The 21097-nt window shown below is 65.9% G+C and carries 19 protein-coding genes; 6 read left to right on the forward strand and 13 right to left on the reverse strand.

What is annotated here, in order from left to right; translation table 11 throughout:
• Positions 1–5 precede the first annotated feature (5 nt).
• Entirely contained in the window at positions 6–770 is a 765-nt protein-coding gene (locus O0880_RS22225) for a GNAT family N-acyltransferase (protein WP_071324226.1), read from the reverse strand.
• 145 nt (positions 771–915) lie between these two features.
• Here O0880_RS22225 and O0880_RS22230 point away from each other — a divergent pair, with 145 nt between their 5' ends.
• A complete protein-coding gene (locus O0880_RS22230; protein WP_289888820.1) occupies positions 916–3243 on the forward strand; it encodes an FdhF/YdeP family oxidoreductase in 2328 nt (775 codons plus the stop codon).
• Here O0880_RS22230 and fdhD read toward each other — a convergent pair.
• From fdhD to O0880_RS22250, 4 genes are all read right to left on the reverse strand, one after another.
• Positions 3240–4058 carry a formate dehydrogenase accessory sulfurtransferase FdhD gene (fdhD, locus tag O0880_RS22235; protein WP_289888821.1) on the reverse strand — a complete coding sequence of 273 codons (819 nt, stop codon included), beginning with the start codon at positions 4056–4058 and terminating at the stop codon, positions 3240–3242. The genes O0880_RS22230 and fdhD overlap by 4 nt on opposite strands.
• Before the next feature lie 90 nt (positions 4059–4148).
• On the reverse strand, positions 4149–4865 hold the full coding sequence (locus O0880_RS22240; protein WP_289888822.1) for a hypothetical protein: 717 nt from the start codon (positions 4863–4865) through the stop codon (positions 4149–4151).
• Positions 4866–4959: 94 nt separating this feature from the next.
• The gene (locus tag O0880_RS22245; RefSeq protein ID WP_071324229.1) at positions 4960–6417 is read right to left on the reverse strand and encodes a Ppx/GppA phosphatase family protein; all 1458 of its coding nucleotides are present in this window, start codon (positions 6415–6417) and stop codon (positions 4960–4962) included.
• A gap of 293 nt (positions 6418–6710) precedes the next feature.
• The gene (locus tag O0880_RS22250; RefSeq protein WP_071324230.1) at positions 6711–7793 is read right to left on the reverse strand and encodes an ionic transporter y4hA; all 1083 of its coding nucleotides are present in this window, start codon (positions 7791–7793) and stop codon (positions 6711–6713) included.
• A 283-nt stretch (positions 7794–8076) separates the two neighbouring features.
• On the opposite strand from O0880_RS22250, the gene O0880_RS22255 reads away from it, so the two are divergent.
• Entirely contained in the window at positions 8077–8457 is a 381-nt protein-coding gene (locus O0880_RS22255) for a hypothetical protein (protein ID WP_289888825.1), read from the forward strand.
• Positions 8458–8464: 7 nt separating this feature from the next.
• Here the strand turns inward: O0880_RS22255 and O0880_RS22260 are convergent, their stop codons facing one another.
• Both O0880_RS22260 and O0880_RS22265 read right to left on the reverse strand, forming a co-directional pair.
• On the reverse strand, positions 8465–9616 hold the full coding sequence (locus tag O0880_RS22260; RefSeq protein WP_289888826.1) for a GGDEF domain-containing protein: 1152 nt from the start codon (positions 9614–9616) through the stop codon (positions 8465–8467).
• Positions 9617–9653: 37 nt separating this feature from the next.
• Complete coding sequence (locus O0880_RS22265; RefSeq protein WP_071324233.1) at positions 9654–9929, reverse strand: hypothetical protein; 276 nt, start codon at positions 9927–9929, stop codon at positions 9654–9656.
• A gap of 221 nt (positions 9930–10150) precedes the next feature.
• On the opposite strand from O0880_RS22265, the gene O0880_RS22270 reads away from it, so the two are divergent.
• Positions 10151–10936 carry a transferase spermidine synthase gene (locus O0880_RS22270; RefSeq protein WP_071324234.1) on the forward strand — a complete coding sequence of 262 codons (786 nt, stop codon included), beginning with the start codon at positions 10151–10153 and terminating at the stop codon, positions 10934–10936.
• 154 nt (positions 10937–11090) lie between these two features.
• On the forward strand, positions 11091–13955 hold the full coding sequence (locus tag O0880_RS22275; RefSeq protein ID WP_289888829.1) for an EAL domain-containing protein: 2865 nt from the start codon (positions 11091–11093) through the stop codon (positions 13953–13955).
• 15 nt (positions 13956–13970) lie between these two features.
• Here the strand turns inward: O0880_RS22275 and O0880_RS22280 are convergent, their stop codons facing one another.
• From O0880_RS22280 to O0880_RS22300, 5 genes are all read right to left on the reverse strand, one after another.
• Positions 13971–14195 carry a hypothetical protein gene (locus O0880_RS22280; RefSeq protein WP_156894880.1) on the reverse strand — a complete coding sequence of 75 codons (225 nt, stop codon included), beginning with the start codon at positions 14193–14195 and terminating at the stop codon, positions 13971–13973.
• Between the two features lie 22 nt (positions 14196–14217).
• Positions 14218–15099, reverse strand: a complete 882-nt coding sequence (locus tag O0880_RS22285) for a LysR family transcriptional regulator (RefSeq protein WP_071324237.1) — start codon at positions 15097–15099, stop codon at positions 14218–14220.
• Between the two features lie 80 nt (positions 15100–15179).
• Positions 15180–15797 carry a hemolysin III family protein gene (locus O0880_RS22290; protein ID WP_071324238.1) on the reverse strand — a complete coding sequence of 206 codons (618 nt, stop codon included), beginning with the start codon at positions 15795–15797 and terminating at the stop codon, positions 15180–15182.
• Positions 15798–15930: 133 nt separating this feature from the next.
• Positions 15931–17403 (reverse strand): NYN domain-containing protein, encoded by a 1473-nt coding sequence (locus O0880_RS22295; protein WP_289888834.1) that lies wholly within the window; start codon positions 17401–17403, stop codon positions 15931–15933.
• A gap of 112 nt (positions 17404–17515) precedes the next feature.
• Positions 17516–18670, reverse strand: a complete 1155-nt coding sequence (locus tag O0880_RS22300) for a CocE/NonD family hydrolase (protein WP_289888835.1) — start codon at positions 18668–18670, stop codon at positions 17516–17518.
• Positions 18671–18871: 201 nt separating this feature from the next.
• Between O0880_RS22300 and O0880_RS22305 the strand changes: the two genes are divergently transcribed.
• On the forward strand, positions 18872–19243 hold the full coding sequence (locus tag O0880_RS22305; protein ID WP_071324241.1) for a flagellar basal body protein: 372 nt from the start codon (positions 18872–18874) through the stop codon (positions 19241–19243).
• On the opposite strand, the gene O0880_RS22310 is transcribed toward O0880_RS22305, so the two are convergent.
• Positions 19233–19868: a TetR/AcrR family transcriptional regulator gene (locus O0880_RS22310; RefSeq protein WP_289888836.1), complete on the reverse strand. Its 636-nt coding sequence runs from the start codon at positions 19866–19868 to the stop codon at positions 19233–19235. The genes O0880_RS22305 and O0880_RS22310 overlap by 11 nt on opposite strands.
• A 140-nt stretch (positions 19869–20008) precedes the next feature.
• Between O0880_RS22310 and O0880_RS22315 the strand changes: the two genes are divergently transcribed.
• A complete protein-coding gene (locus O0880_RS22315) occupies positions 20009–21070 on the forward strand; it encodes a sugar phosphate isomerase/epimerase (RefSeq protein WP_071324243.1) in 1062 nt (353 codons plus the stop codon).
• Positions 21071–21097 lie beyond the last annotated feature (27 nt).

A 21097-nucleotide genomic window follows, 5' to 3' on the forward strand; every position in this document is an offset into this window, starting at 1 on the left:
GACGCCTAGTTGGCCGGCACCACGCCGTAATGGCGCGCATAGCGTTCATCGAGATTCGCCAGCGGCATCATCATGAACATGTCGGCGCTTTCGAAATCGGGATCCCACGCCGGTTCGCCGCAAATCCATGCGCCCGAGCGCAGGTAGCCCTTGATCAGCGGCGGCACTTGCGGCTTGTGCGCCGCTTCCACCTGGTGGATGGGGAACGGCAGGTGCGGCGTGACGCGGTATTCGGCCGGCGCCATGTGCTTTTCCGCCAGCGCCTGGTACACGGCGACGGCATTGTGGCCGCCATCGGCCAGGCTGATGCTGGCGCAGCCGACCAGGTAGTCGCAGCGTTCGCGGCGCATGTACTCGGCCAGGCCAGACCACAGCAGCATGATCACGCTGCCGCCCCGGTATTTCGGGTGGATGCAGGCGCGGCCCGCTTCGACCATGCGCCCGCGCAGGTTGTTCAGGCGGCTCAGGTCGAATTCGTTTTCCGAGTACAGGCGGCCGATCTTGGCCGCCTTGGCCGCGCTCAGCACGCGGTAGGTGCCCACCACCTTCAGGGTATCGGCGTCGCGCACGATCAGGTGATCGCAATGGGCGTCGAATTCATCGCTGTCGAGGCCATCGGCGTTCGCCAGCGACGTCAGGCCCATGGTCTCGATAAACACCTTGTAGCGCAAACGCTGCACTTCGCGCAATTCTTCGGCCGTACTGGCCTGGCTCAGCACCAGCTGGACCGGCCGGGCCTTGGCTTCGGCCGATGCGATTATGTTTTGCATGGTTTCATCCCCTGTGATCAAGACGACTCCAGCGTACTTGCCTAATATGTCAGGAAAATGACAGCCAAATGTCATTTCCATGACGCAAGTCAAAACCGTGGGCAGATCGTGCATAATTACCACACTCGCCCAGCAGGAAGACACCATGAAAGACGCAGACGCCGCCCCGGAAGCGGCCCCGGAAGCCGCCCACATCACGCCCTACACGAAGCCGGCCGCCGGCTGGGACGCGCTGAAACACGTGGCCATCAGCCTGCGCCAGGAACGCGTGGCGCCCGGCAACCTGAAGGCGCTGCTGGCGCAAAACCAGCCGGACGGCTTCGACTGCCCCGGCTGCGCCTGGCCCGACCGCAACTACGCTTCCACGTTCGCATTTTGCGAAAACGGCGCCAAGGCCGTCGCCGCCGAAGCGACCAGCCGCCGCGCCGGCCCCGAGCTGTTTGCCAGCCATACCGTGACGCAGCTGCTGGCGCAGTCCGACTATGCGCTCGAGCAGCACGGCCGCCTGACGCAGCCGATGGTCTACGACGCCGCCAGCGACCGCTATGTGCCGATCGCCTGGGACGACGCCTTCGCCCTGGTGGGCCGCCACCTGCGCGCCCTGCCCGACCCGAACCAGGCCGCCTTCTACACGTCGGGGCGCGCCAGCAACGAAGCGGCCTTCCTGTACCAGCTGATGGCGCGCCTGTACGGCACCAACAACTTCCCCGACTGCTCGAACATGTGCCACGAGGCGACCAGCCGCGGCTTGCCGGCCACCGTCGGCATCGGCAAGGGCACGGTGACCCTGGACGATTTCGACCTGGCCGACACCATCCTCATTTTCGGCCAGAACCCCGCCACCAACCATCCGCGCATGCTGGCCGAGCTGCGCGGCTGCGCGCGGCGCGGCGGCAGCATCGTTTCCATCAATCCCCTGCGCGAGCGCGGGCTCGAACGCTTCATGGACCCGCAAAGCGCGCTGGAAATGGCGACCCTGGGCAGCACGCGCCTGGCCGGCCTGTTCGTGCAGCCGACCCTGGGCGGCGACTTCGCCCTGATCAAGGCCGTCGCCAAGCGCGTGCTCGAACACGACGACGCGGCGCTGGCGGCCGGCGCGCCCGCCATCATCGATCACGCGTTCATCGCGGAGCACTGCAGCGGCTTTGCCGCCTTTGCCGACGACCTACGCGCAGAGAACTGGCAACTGCTCGTGGCGGAATCGGGCGTGGCGCGCGCGCAGATCGAGGCGCTGACGGACATCTTCGTCAACGGCCAGCGCATCATCGCCACCTGGGGCATGGGCTTGACGCAGCACAAGCACAGCGTGGCGGCCATCCGCATGCTGTCGAACCTGATGATGCTGCGCGGCCAGGTCGGCAAGCCGGGCGCCGGGCTGTGTCCCGTGCGCGGCCACTCCAACGTGCAGGGCGACCGCACGGTGGGCATCGAGGAAAAGCCGAGCGCTGCATTCCTCGACCGCCTGGGCCAGGTCTATGGCTTTGCGCCGCCGCGCGCACACGGCCACGACGTGGTGGCCACCATCGAAGCGATGCAGCGCGGCGACGTCAAGGTGTTCATCGCCCTGGGCGGCAATTTCGCCGCCGCCTCGCCCGATACGCCCGTCACCTGCGCCGCCCTGCGCAACTGCGCGCTGACGGTGCAGGTGGCCACCAAGCTCAATCGCAGCCACCTGGTGATCGGCCGCGCCGCGCTGCTGCTGCCCACGCTGGGACGCACGGAGATCGACCTGCAGGGCGGCGTGGCGCAGGGCGTGACGGTGGAAGACTCGATGAGCATGGTGCATATCTCGTATGGCCGCAACGCGCCCGCCGCGCCGCAACTGCTGTCGGAAGTGGCCATCGTGGCCGGCATGGCCGAAGCGACGGTGGGCAACGGCCTGGTCGACTGGCGCGCGTATGCGGCCGACTATGCGCGCATCCGCGACGACATCGAAAAGGTCTTCGATGACTTTTACGACTACAACGCCAGGGTGGCGCAGCCGGGCGGCTTTCATTTGACGGTGGCGTCGCGCCAGCGCGTGTGGAAGACGGCCAGCGGCAAGGCCAGCTTCCTCGTCGCGCCGCTGGACCTCGACACGCCGCTGCACCGCGCCCGCAAGCGCCATGGCGAGCGCCTGATGGTCCTGATGAGCACGCGCTCGCACGACCAGTACAACACCACCATCTACGGCATGGACGACCGCTACCGGGGCGTGTACGGCACGCGCCGGGTGGTCTTCGCGAATCCGGACGATATCGCCATGCTGGGCTTTGCCGATGGCGACCTGGTGGACCTGCTCGGCGCCTGGGATGACGGCGTGGCGCGCCGCGCCGACGGCTTCCGGCTGGTCGCCTATGACATCCCGCGCGGCTGCCTGGGTGCCTATTATCCGGAGACGAACGCGCTGGTGCCGCTGGCCAGCACGGCCGACGGCGCCGGCACGCCGACGTCGAAGTCCGTGCCCGTGCTGCTGCAGCGCAGTGCCGCCTAAATGCTGATACCGGGCGTGTAGTCGACGTACGCATCCTGGCGGCAGAAGCCCACCAGCTTCATGCCGGCCTGGGTGGCGATGGAAATGGCCAGCGAGCTGGGAGCGGAGATCGTCGCCAGCAGCGGAATCTGCATGCGCGCCGCCTTGCGCGCCAGCTCGTAACTGCCGCGGCTGGACAGGAAGACGAAGCCACGCCGCAGGTCGACATCGTGCAGCGCGAGATGGCCGATCAGCTTGTCCAGGCCATTGTGGCGGCCGATATCCTCGAACACGTGCACGATGGCGCCGTCGGGCGCGCACCAGGCGGCCGCATGCACGCCGCCCGTGGCCAGCATCAGCGCCTGGTGCTCGCGCAGGCCGGCCGACGCGCGCGCCAGCGCGGCGGGCAGGTCGACGTGGATCAGGGCCGGCGGCAGCGCTTGCGGCTGCAAGTCGAGCATCTCGATGCTGTCGATGCCGCACACGCCGCAGCCGCTGCGGCCCGTCAGCGCGCGGCGGCGGTCCTTCAGGCGCACGAAATCCTCCTGGGCGATGGTCAGCGCCACCTCGGCCGAGTCAGGACGCAGGAACACTTCGCAGTCGAAGATGGCGTCGGCGGAGGCGACCACGCCTTCCGTCAGCGCGAAGCCATACGCAAACGCTTCCAGGTCGCGCGGGGTGGCCATCATGACGACGTGGGAAATGCCGTTGAAGACCAGCGCGACGGGAATTTCCTCGGCGACGTGGTCGATGGCGGCAGTGGATTCGCCGCCGCGGTGGCGGACGATGGCGCGCTCGACGAAGCCGGCGCGTTCGATCTCTGTATCTTCTGACATGGCAACCATGGGGGAACTATCACAGGCCCCATGGTAAACCAGAATGGCGCAAGCGGCATGGGAAGCCGCCCGGCCTCCCGCCCGCCGCCATCAATCCTTCTTCGGGCGGCCCGTTTTCAGCTGTGGCAAGCCGGCCAGCACGTTTTGCAGGGTCGCCAGGTCGATCTGGCTGATCAGCGCCACGCCGATGCGCAGCAATTCGCTTTTCTTGATCTCGAAACCGGCCTTCAGGCAGGCTTTCTTGACCTGGCCCAGGACTTCATATTCCGCTTCCGGCATGGTGAAGCTGTCGCGCACCAGCTTCGGCTTGCGGGCCTTTTCCTTGACGGCTGCGACCTTGGCGGCCGGCGCTTTTTTCACGGCGGCAGGCTTGGCGGCGGCTTTCGCTGCCGGCTTGGCGACGGCCCTGGCCGCTGGCTTGGCGGCCGGCTTGGCGGCGGCTTTGGCCAGCGGCTTCGCGACAGCCTTGGCAGCTGGCTTGGCTACGGCTTTCACCTGGACCTTGGCGGCCGGCTTGGCGGCCGGTTTGGCTGCAGCCTTGGCGACAGGCTTGGCAACAACGGCCTTGGCCGCTGGCGCCTTGGCCACGACAGGTTTGGCGGCAACAGGCTTGACCGCCGCCGGTTTCGCTGCCGCTGGCTTGGCAGCCGGCTTCGCGGCGGCTTTGACCACCGGCTTGGCTGCCGGTTTCGCGGCAGGCTTGGCCGCCGGTGCTGCCTTGGCGGCTGCGGCGTTGATCGAGGCGCTGGTGGGGAACATCGAGACGGGCGCGCTGTCGGCTTTTTTGGCTGGAACGGGTTTGGTCATGGGTTTTCCAATCTAATAAATAATATAAACAATATATACTGTTTTTCAAAACCTTGCTTGCTGCACATCAAGTTGCGCCAATATTATCCCCTCCTCACGCGCTTGCGCGTATCGTGAAATCGACCCCGACTTCGTCCCAGAACTCCTGCTCCTTCTCGATCCAGAACGAGACGGTGGGATGGTGTGCCACCCAGCCGCGCTTGATGTCGAGTTCGATGCGGCTCTTCATGCGCAGGCGCAGTTCGCTGAAATCGGCCTCGATACGCGCATGCATGAGCAGGATCGACAGACGCAGCGCCAGCACGGCCTTGGCGAAATCGGGATCGGACAGCACTTCGCCGATCTTGCGCAAATTGCCCTTCTGCGCCAGGATCAGACGGCTCATGGTCTTCTGCTCGCGCGTCGTAAAGCCGGGCAAATCCGCATTTTCAACGATATACGCCGCGTGCTTGTGATAGCCCGTCTGCGACACGGCCAGGCCCACCTCGTGCAGCAGGCTGCTCCAGCGCAGGCATTTCACCAGGGCTTCGGATGTGGGCTTGAGCTGCGCATACATGGCCAGCGCCTGCTGCGCCACCTTGCCGGCGCGCTGCTGGTCGATATGGAATTTGTCCATGCAGCCCTGCACCGACTGCTCGCGCCGGTCGCGCTTGGTGGAGCGCAGGTACAAGTCCCACATCACGCCCATGCGCAAGCCTGCCTCGATCGGCGTCATGGCGGGAATATCGAGTTCGCGGAACAGGCCGATCAGGATGGCCAGGCCGCCGACGATGGTGCTGGCGCGGTCGGGCCGCAGGCCGGGCATGTCGATCCGGCTCGTGTGACCGAGTTCGATGAAGCGGCGCGCCAGCGCATCGAGGCTGGCGCCCGTGAGCAAGCCATCGCCCAGCTTGTTGCGGGCGATAATATCGGCGATCGTGCGGATGGTGCCGGACGAACCGTAGGCCGTCGTCCAGTGCTGCGGGCGGTATGGCGGCGCGGCATCCTCGAAATGGCTGCGCGCCGACAGGATCGCCGCCTCGAACGACGGCGCGTCGATGCGCCCGCCGATGAAGAACGACAGGCTTTGCTTGACCGTGCCCAGGCTGAACGACTCCACGCGCTCGATATCGTGGCCGCGCCCGAGTATCAATTCGGTGGAGCCGCCGCCGATATCCATCACCAGCCGGCGCTCGCCGGGGACGGCCAGCGAATTGGCCACGCCCATGTAGATCAATCGCCCCTCTTCCTCGCCCGAGATGATTTCGATCGGGTAACCGATGGCTTGTTCGGCCAGCGGCAGGAAGACGGCGCCATTGCGTGCCACGCGCATGGCCGACGTGGCCACCACGCGCACGGCTTCCAGCTCAAAACCGGCCAGGATGGCGCGGAAACGCTGCAGGCAGGCCAGCGCCGCCTGCATGGCCGCCTCGGTCAGGTCGCCATTGGCGTCCAGACCCGCGGCCAGGCGTATCGGATCGCGCACGCTCTTGACCACGCGTATCGTGTCGCCATCATGCTTGCCGACGTGTAAACGAAAACTGTTGGACCCCAGGTCCACCGCTGCATACATACTGGCCTCTTGTCTTGTCATTGCTGCACCAACCGCGAAAAAGTTGGCAAACTCAGTTGCTAAACTATATAAATCATTTAAACGATTTAAAAATCCTACCACACTACCCCATCGTATGACAGCGGCATGACAGGATTGTGACAGGAAGTCGCGTAGTAGTAACGTTTAAGAACGCCTGACAAAACCGTAGCCAGCAGAAGGAAGTTGTGGTTAAGAAGCGCAACTGTACGAAGAAGGTACAGTGAGCATCGCAGACCACAAATTCCGACGCGCAGTAGGTTTTGACAGGTGTTCTACGGTACGATGGTCGTGAACAGGTAAACCGCGAAAATCACCAGGTGCACCGTGCCCTGCATGACCGTGGTGCGGCCCGTGCCCAGCGACAGCGTGGCCACCATCAGCGACAGCAGCAGCAGCACTGTCGATTTGATATCGAGTCCCAGCGTGATCGTCAGGCCCGTGGCCAGCGACACGACGACAACGGCGGGAATCGTCAGGCCGATGCTGGCCAGCGCGGAGCCGAGCGCCAGGTTCAAGCTCGTTTGCAGGCGGTTCGCGCGCGCGGCGCGCACGGCGGCCAGGCCTTCGGGCAGCAGCACGATGGCGGCGATGACGATGCCGACCAGGGTTTTCGGCGCGCCCATGGCCGCAATCGCCGTTTCCAGCGCCGGCGCCAGCGACTTGGCCAGCAGCACCACGGCGCCCAGGCACACCAGCAGCGCGCCGGCGCTGATCCAGGCCACGGCCGGCGTCGGCGGCGCGGCGTGCACCTCCTCGTCGCCCACGGCTTCCTTGGGCAGGAAGTAATCGCGGTGGCGCACCGTCTGCACCAGCACGAAGGTGCCGTACAGGACCAGCGAGATCACGGCGATGAAGATCAGCTGGCTGGAGTTGTAATACGGGCCGGCGGCGCTCGACGTGTAGTTCGGCAGCACCAGCGTCAGAATGGCGATGGCCGCCAGCGTGGCCAGCGAGGCGCTCACGCCCAGCAGGCCGAAGGTCTGCTCCTTGTGGCGTCCGGCGCCCAGCAGCAGGCAGATGCCGACGATGCCGTTCAGGATGATCATGATGGCGGCAAACACCGTGTCGCGCGCCAGGCCCGTCGTTTCCGGCCCGCCGGCCAGCATCAGCGAGACGATCAGCGCCACCTCGATCAGGGTCACGGCCAGCGCCAGCACCAGCGTGCCATACGGTTCGCCGATGCGGTGCGCCACCACTTCCGCGTGGTACACGGCGGCCAGCACGCTGCCGATCAGGCCGGCGACCAGCAGAATCTGGTAGGCGCCGCCAAAGTTGAACGTGGAGCCGAACAGGAACAGCCAGCCGGCAATCGGCGCGGCAAGGGGCCATACAGGCAGGGATTTAAGAATTTTCATTATGGGCCTGACAAGAGTAAAAAAGGGGAACTGCGGCGCGGACGGCAAAGGCAAGCAAGCGTGCGCCCCACAGCATAACTTGCTTAGCTTAAATGAAAGTTAGGGAATGCACACGTCTTGCATGCTGGCGCCCCGCCCCTTGGCCATCTTGCTGCGGCGCACCTGCTCGCTACCAGTAACTATAGTCCCTTTGGTAACATGCAGTTTCAATTTTCTTGTCTTTTTACTTCTTCATGCCGTCATACTAGGGGGACGCCTTCCCGGCATAGCTTAAGGAGAGACCATGATTTCAGTACGCAGCACAGCCGCGCGCGCGGCGTTGTTCGTCTTCGCAGGCGGCTTGCTCTGCGCCGCCGCCCAGGCAAGCACACAGGCGCCACGCGCGGACGCCAGCACGGGCACGCCGCCGGCGCGCCTTGACGTTGATGCGGACTGGGCCACGCCGCCCGCGCCCGCCGCCCTGCCAAAGCGGGTGGACCTCGACAGCCTGCCGCCCGCGCCACCGGTGTCGCCACGCGAAGAAAAGATACTGCCCAGGAGCGAGTGGCTAAACGTGGAGCCGATGAAGGCGCCTGACCGGCGCTGCGATCCCGGCCTCGACGCCCTGTTCCTGAGCAAGGAATGCGGCAAGGACCCCAGCTGGCTGGGCTCGCACAAGAAGTAAGGCGGGCCTACGCGTCCAGCGTGCTGGCGCCCTGCGCCTCGACGACCCTGTTGCGGCCGCTCCGCTTGGCCGCCTGCAGCGCTTCGTCGGCGCGCTGGAACAGGCTGACGGTGCTGTCCTCGGCGCGGATGGTGGTCACGCCCAGGCTGGCCGTCAGCTGCAGCACGGCGCGCTCCGTCTTCACGGGCAGCGCCTCGACGGCGGCGCGGATGCGCTCGGCCACCATCAGCGCATCGGCCAGGCTGGTGCGCGGCAGCTGGATGGCGAATTCGGCGCCGCCCAGGCGACCCATCAGGTCGCTGTCGCGCAACTGCTGGCGGCACGTGTCGACGATGGCTTTCAGCACGGCGTCGCCCACCGGATGGCCGTAGCTGTCGTTGACGCGCTTGAAATGGTCGATATTGAGCACCACCAGCGCCGTCGGCAAGCCGGGCCGGCGCGCCAGCGCCATCCACGGCGCCAGCGCCTGGTAAAAGCCGCGCCGGTTCGGCACGCCCGTGGCCGTGTCCAGCACTTCCAGCCGCGCCAGCTCGCCGCCCAGCTTTTCACGCGACAGCAGCAGGTAGCCGAAGGCATTCGTCAGCATCATCAGGTACAGCGCGCCGAAGCCGGCCAGCTGCATCAGTTCCGCGTCAAAATCGGGCACGGCCGCCGCCAGCACGCCGCGCGCGGCGATCAGCAGCGACAGGATGCCCATGCTGACGACGAGGAAGCGGCGCAGCATGCTCGCTTCGCGCCATTTCAGGCACAGGGCGGCCACGCCGGCCAGGAAGAAGCCGGCGACGATCAGCGAGCCGCCGGCGCTGCGCAGCAGCGGCGCCACGTCGAACAGGTAGCAGGCGGCAAACAGCGCGACCGACACGCCCAGCGCGGGCAGCACGTAGCGGCGCCAGCCGCTGCGCCCGGCCGCCTGCCACAGGGCGCCCGCGTCGAGCGCCATGCCGGCGAACAGCAGGCTGTTGCCCAGCAAGATGGAGAGGAAATCGGGCAGCACGCCGCGGAAGTACAGCAGGCACCAGGCCACGGCCTGGCACTGCTTGGCCACCGCCCAGGTGGACATGCTGAGCGACTTCTTGCGCTCGTACTCGAAGAAGAACAGGGCCGCGCACAGGCTCAGGTTGCCGAGTGCCAGGGCCAGTACCAGGGTCTTGATTTCCATGGGCTAGGCAGGCGCCGCGGCGACGCGGCGCATCAGGTCAGATTTCGTGTTCGACATTGGTGCTGCCGTCGCCGACCTTGCTGGCCCAGGCCTGCACGAAGTACTGCTTTTCCGCGTCGCTGGGCGCCTCATGCCAGAAGACGATGAGGGTGCCCTTGTGATCGTGGATCTGCGCCACTTTTTCGATAAAGACGAAATTGTCGGCCTGGTCGGCCAGCGCCGCCGCGTAGCCATACACGCGCGTCAGCCGCTCGATGCGGTCCGGCTCCGTAAAACTGTTCGTCGCCGTAATGATGGGGTGATCCAAAAACATGCTTGTCTCCATGGTGCCCGACCGCGCGGCCCTGCCGCTGCGCGCCGTATGCTGCCTTGCGCTGCCTGCCATCCCGCGCGCGAAAAAAAGCGGGAGGCCAGCCCGCCGCCGCTGCACGCGGACGCTGTGTGCGGATTAATCGGGTATGCTCATGGGAGCTTATCAGATTTCTCTGAATGCAACAAAACATCGAGCCCAAGTTTACTCAGCGAAGTCGTCCTATGTCGGAAAGCAAATTCACCACGCTGCGCGCCCCGCAAGTGCATACCTGCGGCGACCGGCGCCGCCTGGAATTCGAGCCCGGCATGATCCAGAGCGAAATGCTGCTGTCGCGCCCCGACCACCTGCTGCTGCGCTATGCGCGCGCCATGATGTGCTTTACCCTGTTCGTGCCGCGCCCGCGGCATATCCTGATGGTGGGCCTGGGCGGCGGTTCGCTGCTGAAGTTCTGCCACCGCCACCTGCCGCACGCGCGCATCACCGTGCTGGAACTGCGCGCCGACGTGATCGCCCTGCGCGAGCAGTTCATGCTGCCGCCCGACGACGCGCGCCTGCGCATCATCGAGACGGACGCCGTCAGCTACATCCGCCAGCATCCGGGCTGCGCCGACGTGCTGCTGCTCGACGGCTACGACGAGACGGGCTTGCCGCCGGCCCTGGGCAGCGCGCGCTTTTATGCGGACTGCCTGCGTGCCCTGCTGCCCGGCGGCGTGCTGGTGGCCAACCTGTTCAGCTATGACCGCCAGTATCCGGCCATGCTGGAGCGCCTGATGCTGACCTTCCGCGGCGCCGTCTGCAGCTTCGATGGCATCGCCGGCAACAACCGCATCATCTTCGCGGCCAGGCCGGACAAGCTCGGGGCCGGCCGCGCCCTGCGCGTCGTGCGCCTGGCGCGCTGGCGGCGCGCCTGCGGCATGGGCTTCCTGAACCGGCTGCTGCCGGCGTGGCAGCTGTGGCGCCTGCGCCGGCAAGCGGATGCAGGCACGGGTGCAGGCAGCGACCGATAGTCGTCTTCCCCGGCCATAGATTTTGTTGCTTATTAGCAGTAATTTGGTGCAAAATCAGCATGATGGATGTGGTTTATGACAAACTACGGCCTGCGCGGGCCGGCCCGCGCGCTGCCGAACAATTGTCACCATGAAGTGAAATAGGAATCCCCCCATGTTGCGTGGCCGCCTGCCATTCTCGATTTCCGCCGCGGCCGCACTGACCTTTGCCTGCGGCGCCAGCGTGACGGCCGTGCTGTTCGCCGCCATCAGCCAGCTCGAATACGACAAGATGAGCCTGAGCCTGCAACAGCGCGCCGGCGCGCGCGTGGCCGCCATCGAACAGGGACTCGACGACGCGGTGGAAGTGCTGACCACCACCAACCAGCTGTTTGCCGCCATCGTGCCCGTCACGCGCGAACAGTTCCACGACTTCACCACGCCGCTGCTGCAGCGCCACCCCTTCATCCAGGCCTTCAATTTCCACCGCTTCGTGCCGCACGCGCAGCGCGCCGAATTCGAGGCCGGCCTGCGGCGCATCGTGCCCGACTACGCGATGACGGAAATGCGCAATGGCGCCGTCGTGCCGGCCGCCGCGCATGCCAGCTACCTGATGGTCGACTACCTGGAACCGCTGGAAGGCAACCGTCCCGCCTTCGGCCTGAACGTGCGCCCGGACGGCTTGCTGGCCGGCGCGCTGGAACAGGCCATCATCAGCGGCCAGACCACGGCCACCGGCCTGCTGGCCCTGGCGCAGGGGCCGCAGCGCGGCTTCGTCATCCTGCGCCCCGTGTACCGCCATGGCATGCCGCTGCAAACCATACAGCAGCGGCGCGCGGCGCTGATCGGCGATACGGCGGCCGTCATCCGCGGCAGCGAACTGGTACAGAAAATCCTCGCCGGCGCCGACCTGCTGAGCGATCCGCAGCTGGAAATCAGCGTCTATGCGGACGCGGGCGCCGACCCGCGGCACATCATCTTCCGGCATGGCAAGGCCACAACCGACCAGCCGGCCAGCGCCTGGGAATCGCTGCCGCGCTGGCTGCAATTCGCCTACCACAACGGTTATGACAGCGCCTTTGCCGCCGCCGGCCGGCCCTGGCATGTGCGCGTGGTAGCCCATCCGCGTCCTTTCCTGGCCGACCACCTGGGCTCCCTGTTCACCCTGCTCACGGGATTGCTGTTCAGCGTGCTGACGACCGCCTTCGTGCAAACGCTGACACAGCGCTCGCGCCGCGTGCAACTGCTGGTCGAGCAGCGCACCGCCGACCTCAAGCGCAGCAATGAACTGCTGAGCGCCGACGTGCGGGCGCGCCAGCGTACCGAGCGGGCGCTGCAGGAAAGCGAAAAGCGCTTCCGCCGCCTGCTGGCCCTGTCCTCGGACTGGTACTGGGAGCAGGATGCCCATTTCTGCTTCACCCACATCACCAGCGGTTTCACGGACAAGTCGAACATGCCGCTGGAACGCTTCATCGGCATGACGCGCTGGGACAACAACCCGGAGATGCGCAATTCACGCTGGGGCAAGCAGCATATCGCCAACCTGGAAGCCCACCTGCCCTTCTTCAACCTCGAATATGCGATGAACGACCGCGATGGCCAGCTGCGCTGGTTCAGCATCAACGGCGAACCGCTGTTCAATGAGCTGGGCGAATTTCGCGGCTACCGGGGCACGGGCTCGGAAATCACGGAACGCAAGCTGGCCGAGCAGCAAATCCAGCATATCGCCCACCACGACGTGCTCACGGGCCTGCCCAACCGCGCCCTGCTGCGCGACCGCCTGGCGCAAGCCATGGCCCTGTCGCGCCGCAAGAACCGCGCGCTGTGGGTGCTGTTGATCGACCTCGACCGGTTCAAGTTCGTCAACGACAGCCTGGGCCACAAGGCCGGCGACCTGCTGCTGAAAACCATCGCCGCGCGCCTGCAGGCCAGCCTGCGCGAAAGCGATACCGTGGCGCGCCTGTCCGGCGATGAATTCGTCACCATCCTGTGCGAGCAGGCCGACGAAACCCTCAGCAGCGCCATCGTGCAGCGCGTGATGGATGCCGTGGCGCAGCCGGTCATGCTCGACGGCAAGGAGTTTTTCGTCACCTGCAGCATCGGCGTGGCCGTCTACGACATGCCCGGCGACGTGACCTTGAATGGCGAGACGCAGAACCTGATCGAACAGGCCGACATCGCCATGTACTGCGCCAAAAAACAGGGCCGCAACAACATCAAGTTCTACACGCCGGCCATGAACCAGGCCACGCTGGAGCGCCTGCGCATCGAGACGGCGCTGCGCAACGCCCTCGAACGGGAGCAGTTCGTGCTGCATTACCAGCCGCAGCTGGACCTGGCCAGCGGCCGCATCGTCGGCCTCGAAGCGCTGCTGCGCTGGCAGCATCCTGACCTGGGCATGGTGGCGCCGCAGCGCTTCATCGCGCTGGCCGAGGATACGGGCCTGATCGTGCCGATCGGCGCCTGGGTCATGCGCCAGGCGTGCACGCAGATGCAGGCCTGGCATGCGGCGGGACTGGGCCGGCTGCGCCTGGCGGTGAACCTGTCGGCGCGCCAGTTCAACGAGCCGAACCTGGTGGCCTCGATCGCCGACGTGCTGGCCGAGACGGGCCTGGCGCCGGCCTGCCTGGAACTGGAGCTGACGGAAAGCCTGTTCATGCACGACGTGGCGCTGGCCGTCAGCCAGCTGCACGACATGAAGGCGCTGGGAGTGCAGCTGTCGATCGACGATTTCGGCACCGGCTACTCGAGCTTTGCCTACCTGCGCACCTTCCCCATCGACGTGCTGAAGATCGACCGCAGCTTCGTCAACGACGTCGCCAGCGACGCCGACGACGCGGCCATCGTCGTCTCCATCATCGCCCTGGCGCACAACCTGAAGCTGCGCGTGGTGGCCGAAGGCGTGGAGACGGCCGAACAGCTCGACTACCTGCGCCGCCACGGCTGCGACGAGGCGCAAGGCTTTTATTTCAGCCATCCGCTGCCTGCGCACGAGGTGGAAGCGCTGCTGCGGGCGGAAGAAGCGGCCGTCGCGCCCTAGCCCGCGGCGCCAGGACTACGCTGCCGGCAGCCTGGCGATGATGTCGAGTTCCTGCCATTCCCCGTCCAGGCCCGCTTGCGCCAGGAACGAGGCCACATCCGTGGCGCGCGCCGCATCGATGTGCCGGTCCGCATGCGGCCACAGCAGATCGCACTCCGTGCAGACGATGACTTCCTGTCCTGTTTTCCGGACCCTTGCGCGTACCAGGTCGCCGTACGCGTCGCAGGTCGGACACTGCATGCCGTTCTCCTTCATGGCCGGGCTACAGCTTTTGCTGCAGGAATTCGAGGAAGCAGCTGATGCGCTGCGCCAGCTGCGTATTGCGGTAGTACACGGCGTGGATCTGCTGCCGGTAGCCCGTGTAGTACGGCTGCAGCACCTGCACCAGGCGGCCGGCGGCGATATCGTCCTTCGTCATGAAGTCGGACAGGCAGACGATGCCCTGGTCGTGCAGGGCCAGCTGGCGCAGGGTCTCGCCGCTGGACGCGGCCAGCGCCGGCACGATCTGCAGGCTGTTGCCGGCCGCGTGGCGCAGCGGCCAGTTGTTGCCCAGCTCGTACTGGGCAAAACCCAGCAGCGCATGGCCGGCCAGCTCTTCCGGCGTCGCCGGCGTGCCGTGACGCGCCAGGTAGGCCGGCGTGGCCAGCACGTGCAGGGGGCTGGCACTGAGCGGACGCGCATGCAGGGTCGAGTCGACCAGGGCGCCGATGCGGATGGCGATATCGGTGCGGTGCTCGAGCAGGTCGGCGATCTGGTCGTTGCTGGTCAGTTCCAGGCGGATGTCCGGGTACATGGCGCGAAATTCGGCCACGTGCGGCACCACGCAATGCAGCATGAAGGGCGAGGCGGCGTCCACGGACAGGCGGCCGGCCGGTTTCTGGCGGCGGATGCGGATCGACTCTTCCACGTCTTCCATCGAGGCGAGGATGGCGCGCGCCTTTTCCAGGAACAGCTGGCCCTCTTCCGTCAGCTCCATGCGCCGCGTGGTGCGCGTCAGCAGCGACGTCGCCAGCTTGTCTTCCAGGCGGGACAGGGCGCGGCTGACGCCCGAGGTGGTTTGTCCAAGGTGCACGGCGGCCGCGCTCAGGGTGCCGCTGTCGATGACGGTGACGAAGATTTTCAGATCGTCGGAATTGATATCCATTCTAGCCTTATTATTGCCTGTATTTCACATATTGCGCCATTATAATGGAATCATGGCAACAGTGAAGGCGACGGCCAACGTCAGGCTACGTAGAATAAAATGGCGATAAAATGGCAGCTGCTGCCGGCCAGCACGAACAGGTGCCAGATGCCGTGGCCATGGCGCAGCTTGTGGTCGGTGGCGTAGAAGGCGATGCCGCCCGTGTAGCACAGGCCGCCCGCCACCAGCCACAGGAAACCGTCCCATTCCAGCGCGGCCAGCAAGGGCTTGATGCCGATGACGATCAGCCAGCCCATCGCCACGTAAATCACCAGCGAGAGGATGCGCGCGCCCCTGGCATACACATATTCCTGCACGATGCCGATCAGCGCCAGCCCCCACACGACGCCGAACAGCGACCAGCCCCACGGCCCGCGCAGGGTGACCAGCATGAACGGCGTGTAGGTGCCCGCGATGAGCAGGTAGATGGCGCAATGGTCGAGCCGCTGCAGCACGGCCTTGGCCTTGCCGCGCACGCTGTGGTACAGGGTGGATGTGAGGTAGAGGGTCAGCAGCATGGCCGCATACACGCTGCAGCTGACGATTTTCCACGGGTCGCCCGTGCGGGCCGCCACGACGATCAGGATGACGCCGCCGATGGCCGCCAGCGCGGCGCCCACCGTATGGGAAATGCTGTTGAAACGTTCACCGTAATACATGCACCACCGCCCGCCCCGTTGAAAACAGGCTCATCGTACACGCTTGGGGACCAGGTGAAGCAACTTCACCCAATAGAAATGCCGGGATCGGCCCCTGAGGGTCCGACCCCGGTACCTGCTTTGGGGCTGTCAATCAAGCCGCTTCCGCCTTCTTGCGCGCCGGCGTCTTGCGCGGCGCCTTGGCCGGCTTGTCTTCGGCCACGGGGGCGATTTCCACCGGTGCCGCTTCGACAAGCACTGGCGCTGCCTCGACCACGGCGTCTACCGCCTTCTTGGCCGGCTTTTTCGCCGCTGCCGCCTTGCGGGCCGGCGTGCGCGGCTTGGCCTTCGGCTTCGCTTCGGCTACCGCTTCCACGACCGGTTCAGGCTCAGGCTCAGCCACTGGCGCAGGCACGGCTTCCGGCACGGGCGCTGCCTCGACAACGTCGGCGCGCGCTTCGCGGGCGCCATCGCCATTCTTGCGGCCGCCACGGCCATTGCGGCGCGCACCGCGCTTGGCATTGCCTTCGTCGGCCGCCGCTTCGGCCACTTCATGCACCACGTCCGGCTGCGGTGCCGGCGCATACTGTTCCACGACGACCGCTTCGGCGTCGGCCACCGGCACGAAGGCCTGTGGCGCGGCTTCGCCGCGGCGATGTTCGTTCTGCTTGCGGCCGCCACGGCCATTGCGGCGCGAATCGCGGCGGCTGCCGCCCTCGCGGCTGCCCTCTTCCGTCACGGCCGTCTCGCCGGCGACGGCGGCGTCGCTGCCCGTCTCCGCGCTGAGCGGCGCCGCTACCGGAACCAGGCCGCTGCTGCGGTAGACATAGGCGCCCGATTTCTCGTCGCGGCCGAACTCCAGCAAGCCGCGCGTCTGCGCTTCTTCCAGCAGGTTGCCGAAGGTGCGGAAGCCGTAATACGACTCGCTGAAATCGGGTTTGCGGCGCTTGATCGCCTCTTTCAGCATCGATGCCCAGATCTTGCCGCTGTCGCCGCGCTCGGAAACGAGCGCGTCGAAGGTCTCGACGGCCATCTCGATCGCTTCCGTCTTGCGCGACTCGTATTTTTCCTTGCGGCGCACTTCCTCGTCCGGCGAGCGCTTGGCGGCCGGCGTTTCGCGCGCGTCGCGCTTGGCGGCCGTGCGGCGGCTTTCGCGCACCAGGTCGTCGTAGAAAATGAATTCGTCGCAGTTGGCCACCAGCAGGTCGGAAGTCGACTGCTTGACGCCCACGCCGATCACCTGCTTGGCGTTTTCGCGCAGCTTCGACACCAGCGGCGAAAAATCGGAATCGCCGCTGATGATGACGAAGGTGTTGACGTGCGCCTTGGTGTAGCACAGGTCCAGCGCATCGACCACCAGGCGGATGTCGGCCGAATTCTTGCCGGACTGGCGCACATGGGGAATTTCGATCAGCTCGAAGTTCGCTTCGTGCATGGTGCCCTTGAAGCTTTTATAGCGGTCCCAGTCGCAATACGCCTTCTTGACGACGATGCTACCCTTGAGCAACAAGCGTTCCAGGATCGGTTTGATATCGAATTTTTCGTAATTTGCATCTCGCACGCCGAGCGCGACGTTCTCGAAGTCGCAAAACACGGCCATGCTGAGGTTTTCTGGGGATGACGCCATAAGGGTGAATTCTCGCTTGATGATAAGGGCGGACGGGAAGCGCAACGCCTCCCTTTTCGCCTAGTATATTCGCCCGCCGCCCGTTTCGGCGACAACTATCGTGCGCGCCCGCCTATTCCGCGCCGCCGGCGGCGCTCGCGCCACTACGGTTTCCCGTCCAGACGACGCTTTCATCGACCGAATACAGCTGGCACGGCGCGCTGCTGCGCTGCTGGCACGACGCCAGCGCGCGCACATCGGGACTTTCGCCCTCCGCCGCCCAGCCCCAGGCGCCGCTGGCCGAAACGGCAAAGGCGCGCGGCGCCGTGTTGTCAAGGAAGACGCGGTAGGCGGCGCGGCCCGGCTCGGCCAGGTAGGGCACGGCGGCGATATCATCGAACGGCGCGAAATGCGTCTCGCAAGGCGGCGGCGGATCGGCCACGGCGTACACTTGCCGCACCGGCATGCCGATCTTTTGCAGGAAGCGCTCGGTGGCCGGCAGCCACACGGCCACGCCATCGCGGCTGCCCAGGGTCAGGTGGGCATCGCGCTTGAACGGCCCATACGCGACCAGTTCCCCCTTGCCGCCCGAACCGCGATACGAGTTGAACAGGCGCCGCGCCAGCGCCGGCCCGAAATAGGAGTCGTTCGCGCCGTACAGCCACAGGCTGGGAATGCGGCTGTAGGCGCCCAGCGTGGCAAAGGCCCTGGCCAGCGCCGAAGGCCAGTCGCAGCCGGGCGCATCGACGCGCAGGCCGCCGGCAAAATTGAGCACGCCGCGCACGCCGGGCAGCGCCCGTGTCGCCAGCGCCAGCGCCGCCATGCCGCCATACGACTGGCCGGCCACGACGATGCGCGCGGGGTCGACCCAGCTCTGGCGGCGCGCATAGGCCAGCGCGTCGAGCGCGTCGCGCGCCTGGCCCTGGGCATTGGCCAGCATGTCGCAGCCGGCATCGCGGTACGCCCCCGTGGACTGCGCGTACCCGGCGCGCATGGGCAGCATGACGGCATAGCCGCGGCGCACGAATTCCGTGGCCATGTAAATGAAGCGCTCGCGCTGCTGCAGCCGCGCCGGCCCCGCCGACTTGCCATGGTTCATCAGCAACAGGGGAAACGGGCCGGGACCGGACGGGCGGAACAGCGTCGTTTGCAGCGCCTCGCGCCTGCCGTCGCCGGCCGGCACCAGGATGACCTGCTCGTTCAAGCGGGCGTCGAGCGGCAATGGCAGCGTGGAAGCCTGGGCGTGCAGGGACAGGCAAGACAAGCCGAGCAGCAAACTCGGGAGCAAGTGGCGGACAGGGCGGAAAATGACGCACTCCATGGATGACTACCCGGCCAGTCTAGGCAGCGCCATGCCACAGAACAAGATCAAAAAGTTACGTCAGATAACTATTTTTCGCCGGAATCAAACCGCCGGCGAATTGTTGCCTTGCGCCAACCATTTTTACCCGATACGGGAGTAAACTGGCGGTATTCTGAAGGAGTCGCCATGTCCATATCCGCCCTCACCACCGGCACCTCGGGGCTGACCGCCAACCAGCGCGCGCTGGACGTGGCCGCCCATAATGTCGCGAATGCGAATACGCCAGGCTTCCAGCCGCAGGAAGCCCGCTTCCAGGAAGCCAGCCCGGCCGGCACGGGCGTCACCCTCTCCGTCGAGGGGCGCAAGCTGGCCGCCGGCGAAAGCGTCAGCGGCGCCAATGCCAACGCGGCCAAGGCTGCGGAAAGCCGGCCGAACGGCGTCGGCCTGGCGTCCGAACTGACGGATAACCTCGTCTACAAGGCCGGTTTCAATCTATCGGCGAATGTCGTCAAGGCGGCCGACCAGGCGCTGGGCAGCCTGATCGACGTCAAGACGTAGATACTGCGACTATCGGCAAGATAGTCTGGTTTTTCATTTCCAGCGCCAGCGGCGCCATGGCCGGCGCAATCAGCGCCAGCAGGCGCTCGGCGGGAATGCCGTCGCGCGCCTGCACCGACAAGCCATGCAGCAGCGCCGCGTAATAATCGCCCAGCGCCTGCACGTCCGCCTCCTCTTTCAATTCCCCCGCCAGCTGCGCCGCGCGCAAGCGCTCGATGACGGCTTGCGTGCGCGCGCGGCGGTGCTGCGCCAGCCAGTCGGCGATGCCGGCGTTGTCCGCGCTGGTGTTGGTGGCGGCCGTCACCACCATGCAGCCTTGCGGCTGGCCGCTGCGCGTATATAGCAGCACCGCTTCTTCCAGCATGCGCGCCACCGCGTCGCGCACGTTCAGGCTGGCGGCCAGCGCATGCACGGCAAACGCGCCCTCGCCTGTTTCATACAGCTCCACGGCTTCGCGGAACAGCTGCTCCTTCGAGCCGAACGCCGCATAGATGCGCGCCGAGGCGATGCCCAGCGCCGCCACCAGGTCGGCCATCGACACGCCCTCGTAACCGCGCGTCCAGAACGCGTCGCGCGCTTTTTCCAGCGCCAGCGCGCGGTCAAATTCCCTCGGTCTTCCTGCCATCTTGATCCTCTGCTTGCGAAGTGGCGGCCAGTATAACGCCTGGGGCGCGTACCGCGTTCCCGATTTATTTTGCATCACGGCCTTGACCGCGCGGAAAATTTCGCCTATTCTTTGTCGATCGACAAACAATAGGAGCCGATATGAAAACCATCCAAGGACCAAGCCTGCACCTGGCACAATTCGCCGCCGATACGGCGCCTTTCAACACCCTGCCCGCCATCGCCGAGTGGGCGGCCGGCATGGGCTTCAAGGCCCTGCAGATTCCCGCCTGGGATGCGCGCCTGTTCGACGTGGCGCAAGCCGCCCACAGCCAGCAATACTGCGACGACCTCGTTGCCATGCTGGCCAGCCATGGCCTCGTCATCAGCGAACTGACCACGCACATCCTCGGCCAGCTGGTGGCCGTGCACCCGGCCTACGACGCGCTGTGCGACAGCTTTGCGCCGGCACACCTGCACGGCAAGCCGGCAGCGCGCACCGAGTGGGCCATCGAACAGGTCAAGCTGGCGGCCATGGCCTCGAAGCGCCTGGGCCTGACGGACATGGGCACGTTTTCCGGCTCGTTCGCCTGGCCCTACCTGTTCCCGTTCCCGCAGCGCCCGCCCGGCCTGATCGAGGCGGCCTTCGACGAGCTGGCGCGCCGCTGGCTGCCCATCCTCGACGTGTGCGAGGAACAGGGCATCAACCTGTGCTACGAAATCCACCCGAGCGAAGACCTGCATGACGGCATCAGCTTCGAGATGTTTTACGAACGCGTGGGCCGCCACCCGCGCTGCAAGATGCTGTTCGACCCGAGCCACTTCGTGCTGCAGCAGCTGAACTACCTGGAATTCATCGACATCTACAAGGACCACATCCGCATGTTCCATGTGAAGGATGCGGAATTCAATCCGACAGGACGGCAAGGCATCTACGGCGGCTACCAGTCGTGGGAAAACCGCGCCGGGCGCTTCCGTTCGCTGGGCGACGGCCAGGTCGACTTCAAGGCCATTTTCTCGAAGATGGCGCAGAACGACTACGCGGGCTGGGCCACGCTGGAATGGGAATGCTGCCTGAAGGACCAGGAAGTGGGCGCGCGTGAAGGCGTGGCCTTCATCAATGCCCACATCATTCCCGTGACCGACAAGATCTTCGACGACTTCGCCGGCGCCCCCGTCAGCGCGCAACAGATCAATACCCTGCTGGGCATCCAGCACAACTAATCAACTGAATAAATACAAGGACTTGCC

Origin of the sequence: Janthinobacterium sp. SUN118 (genome assembly GCF_030397695.1) — a bacterium.
Lineage (GTDB): Bacteria > Pseudomonadota > Gammaproteobacteria > Burkholderiales > Burkholderiaceae_D > Janthinobacterium.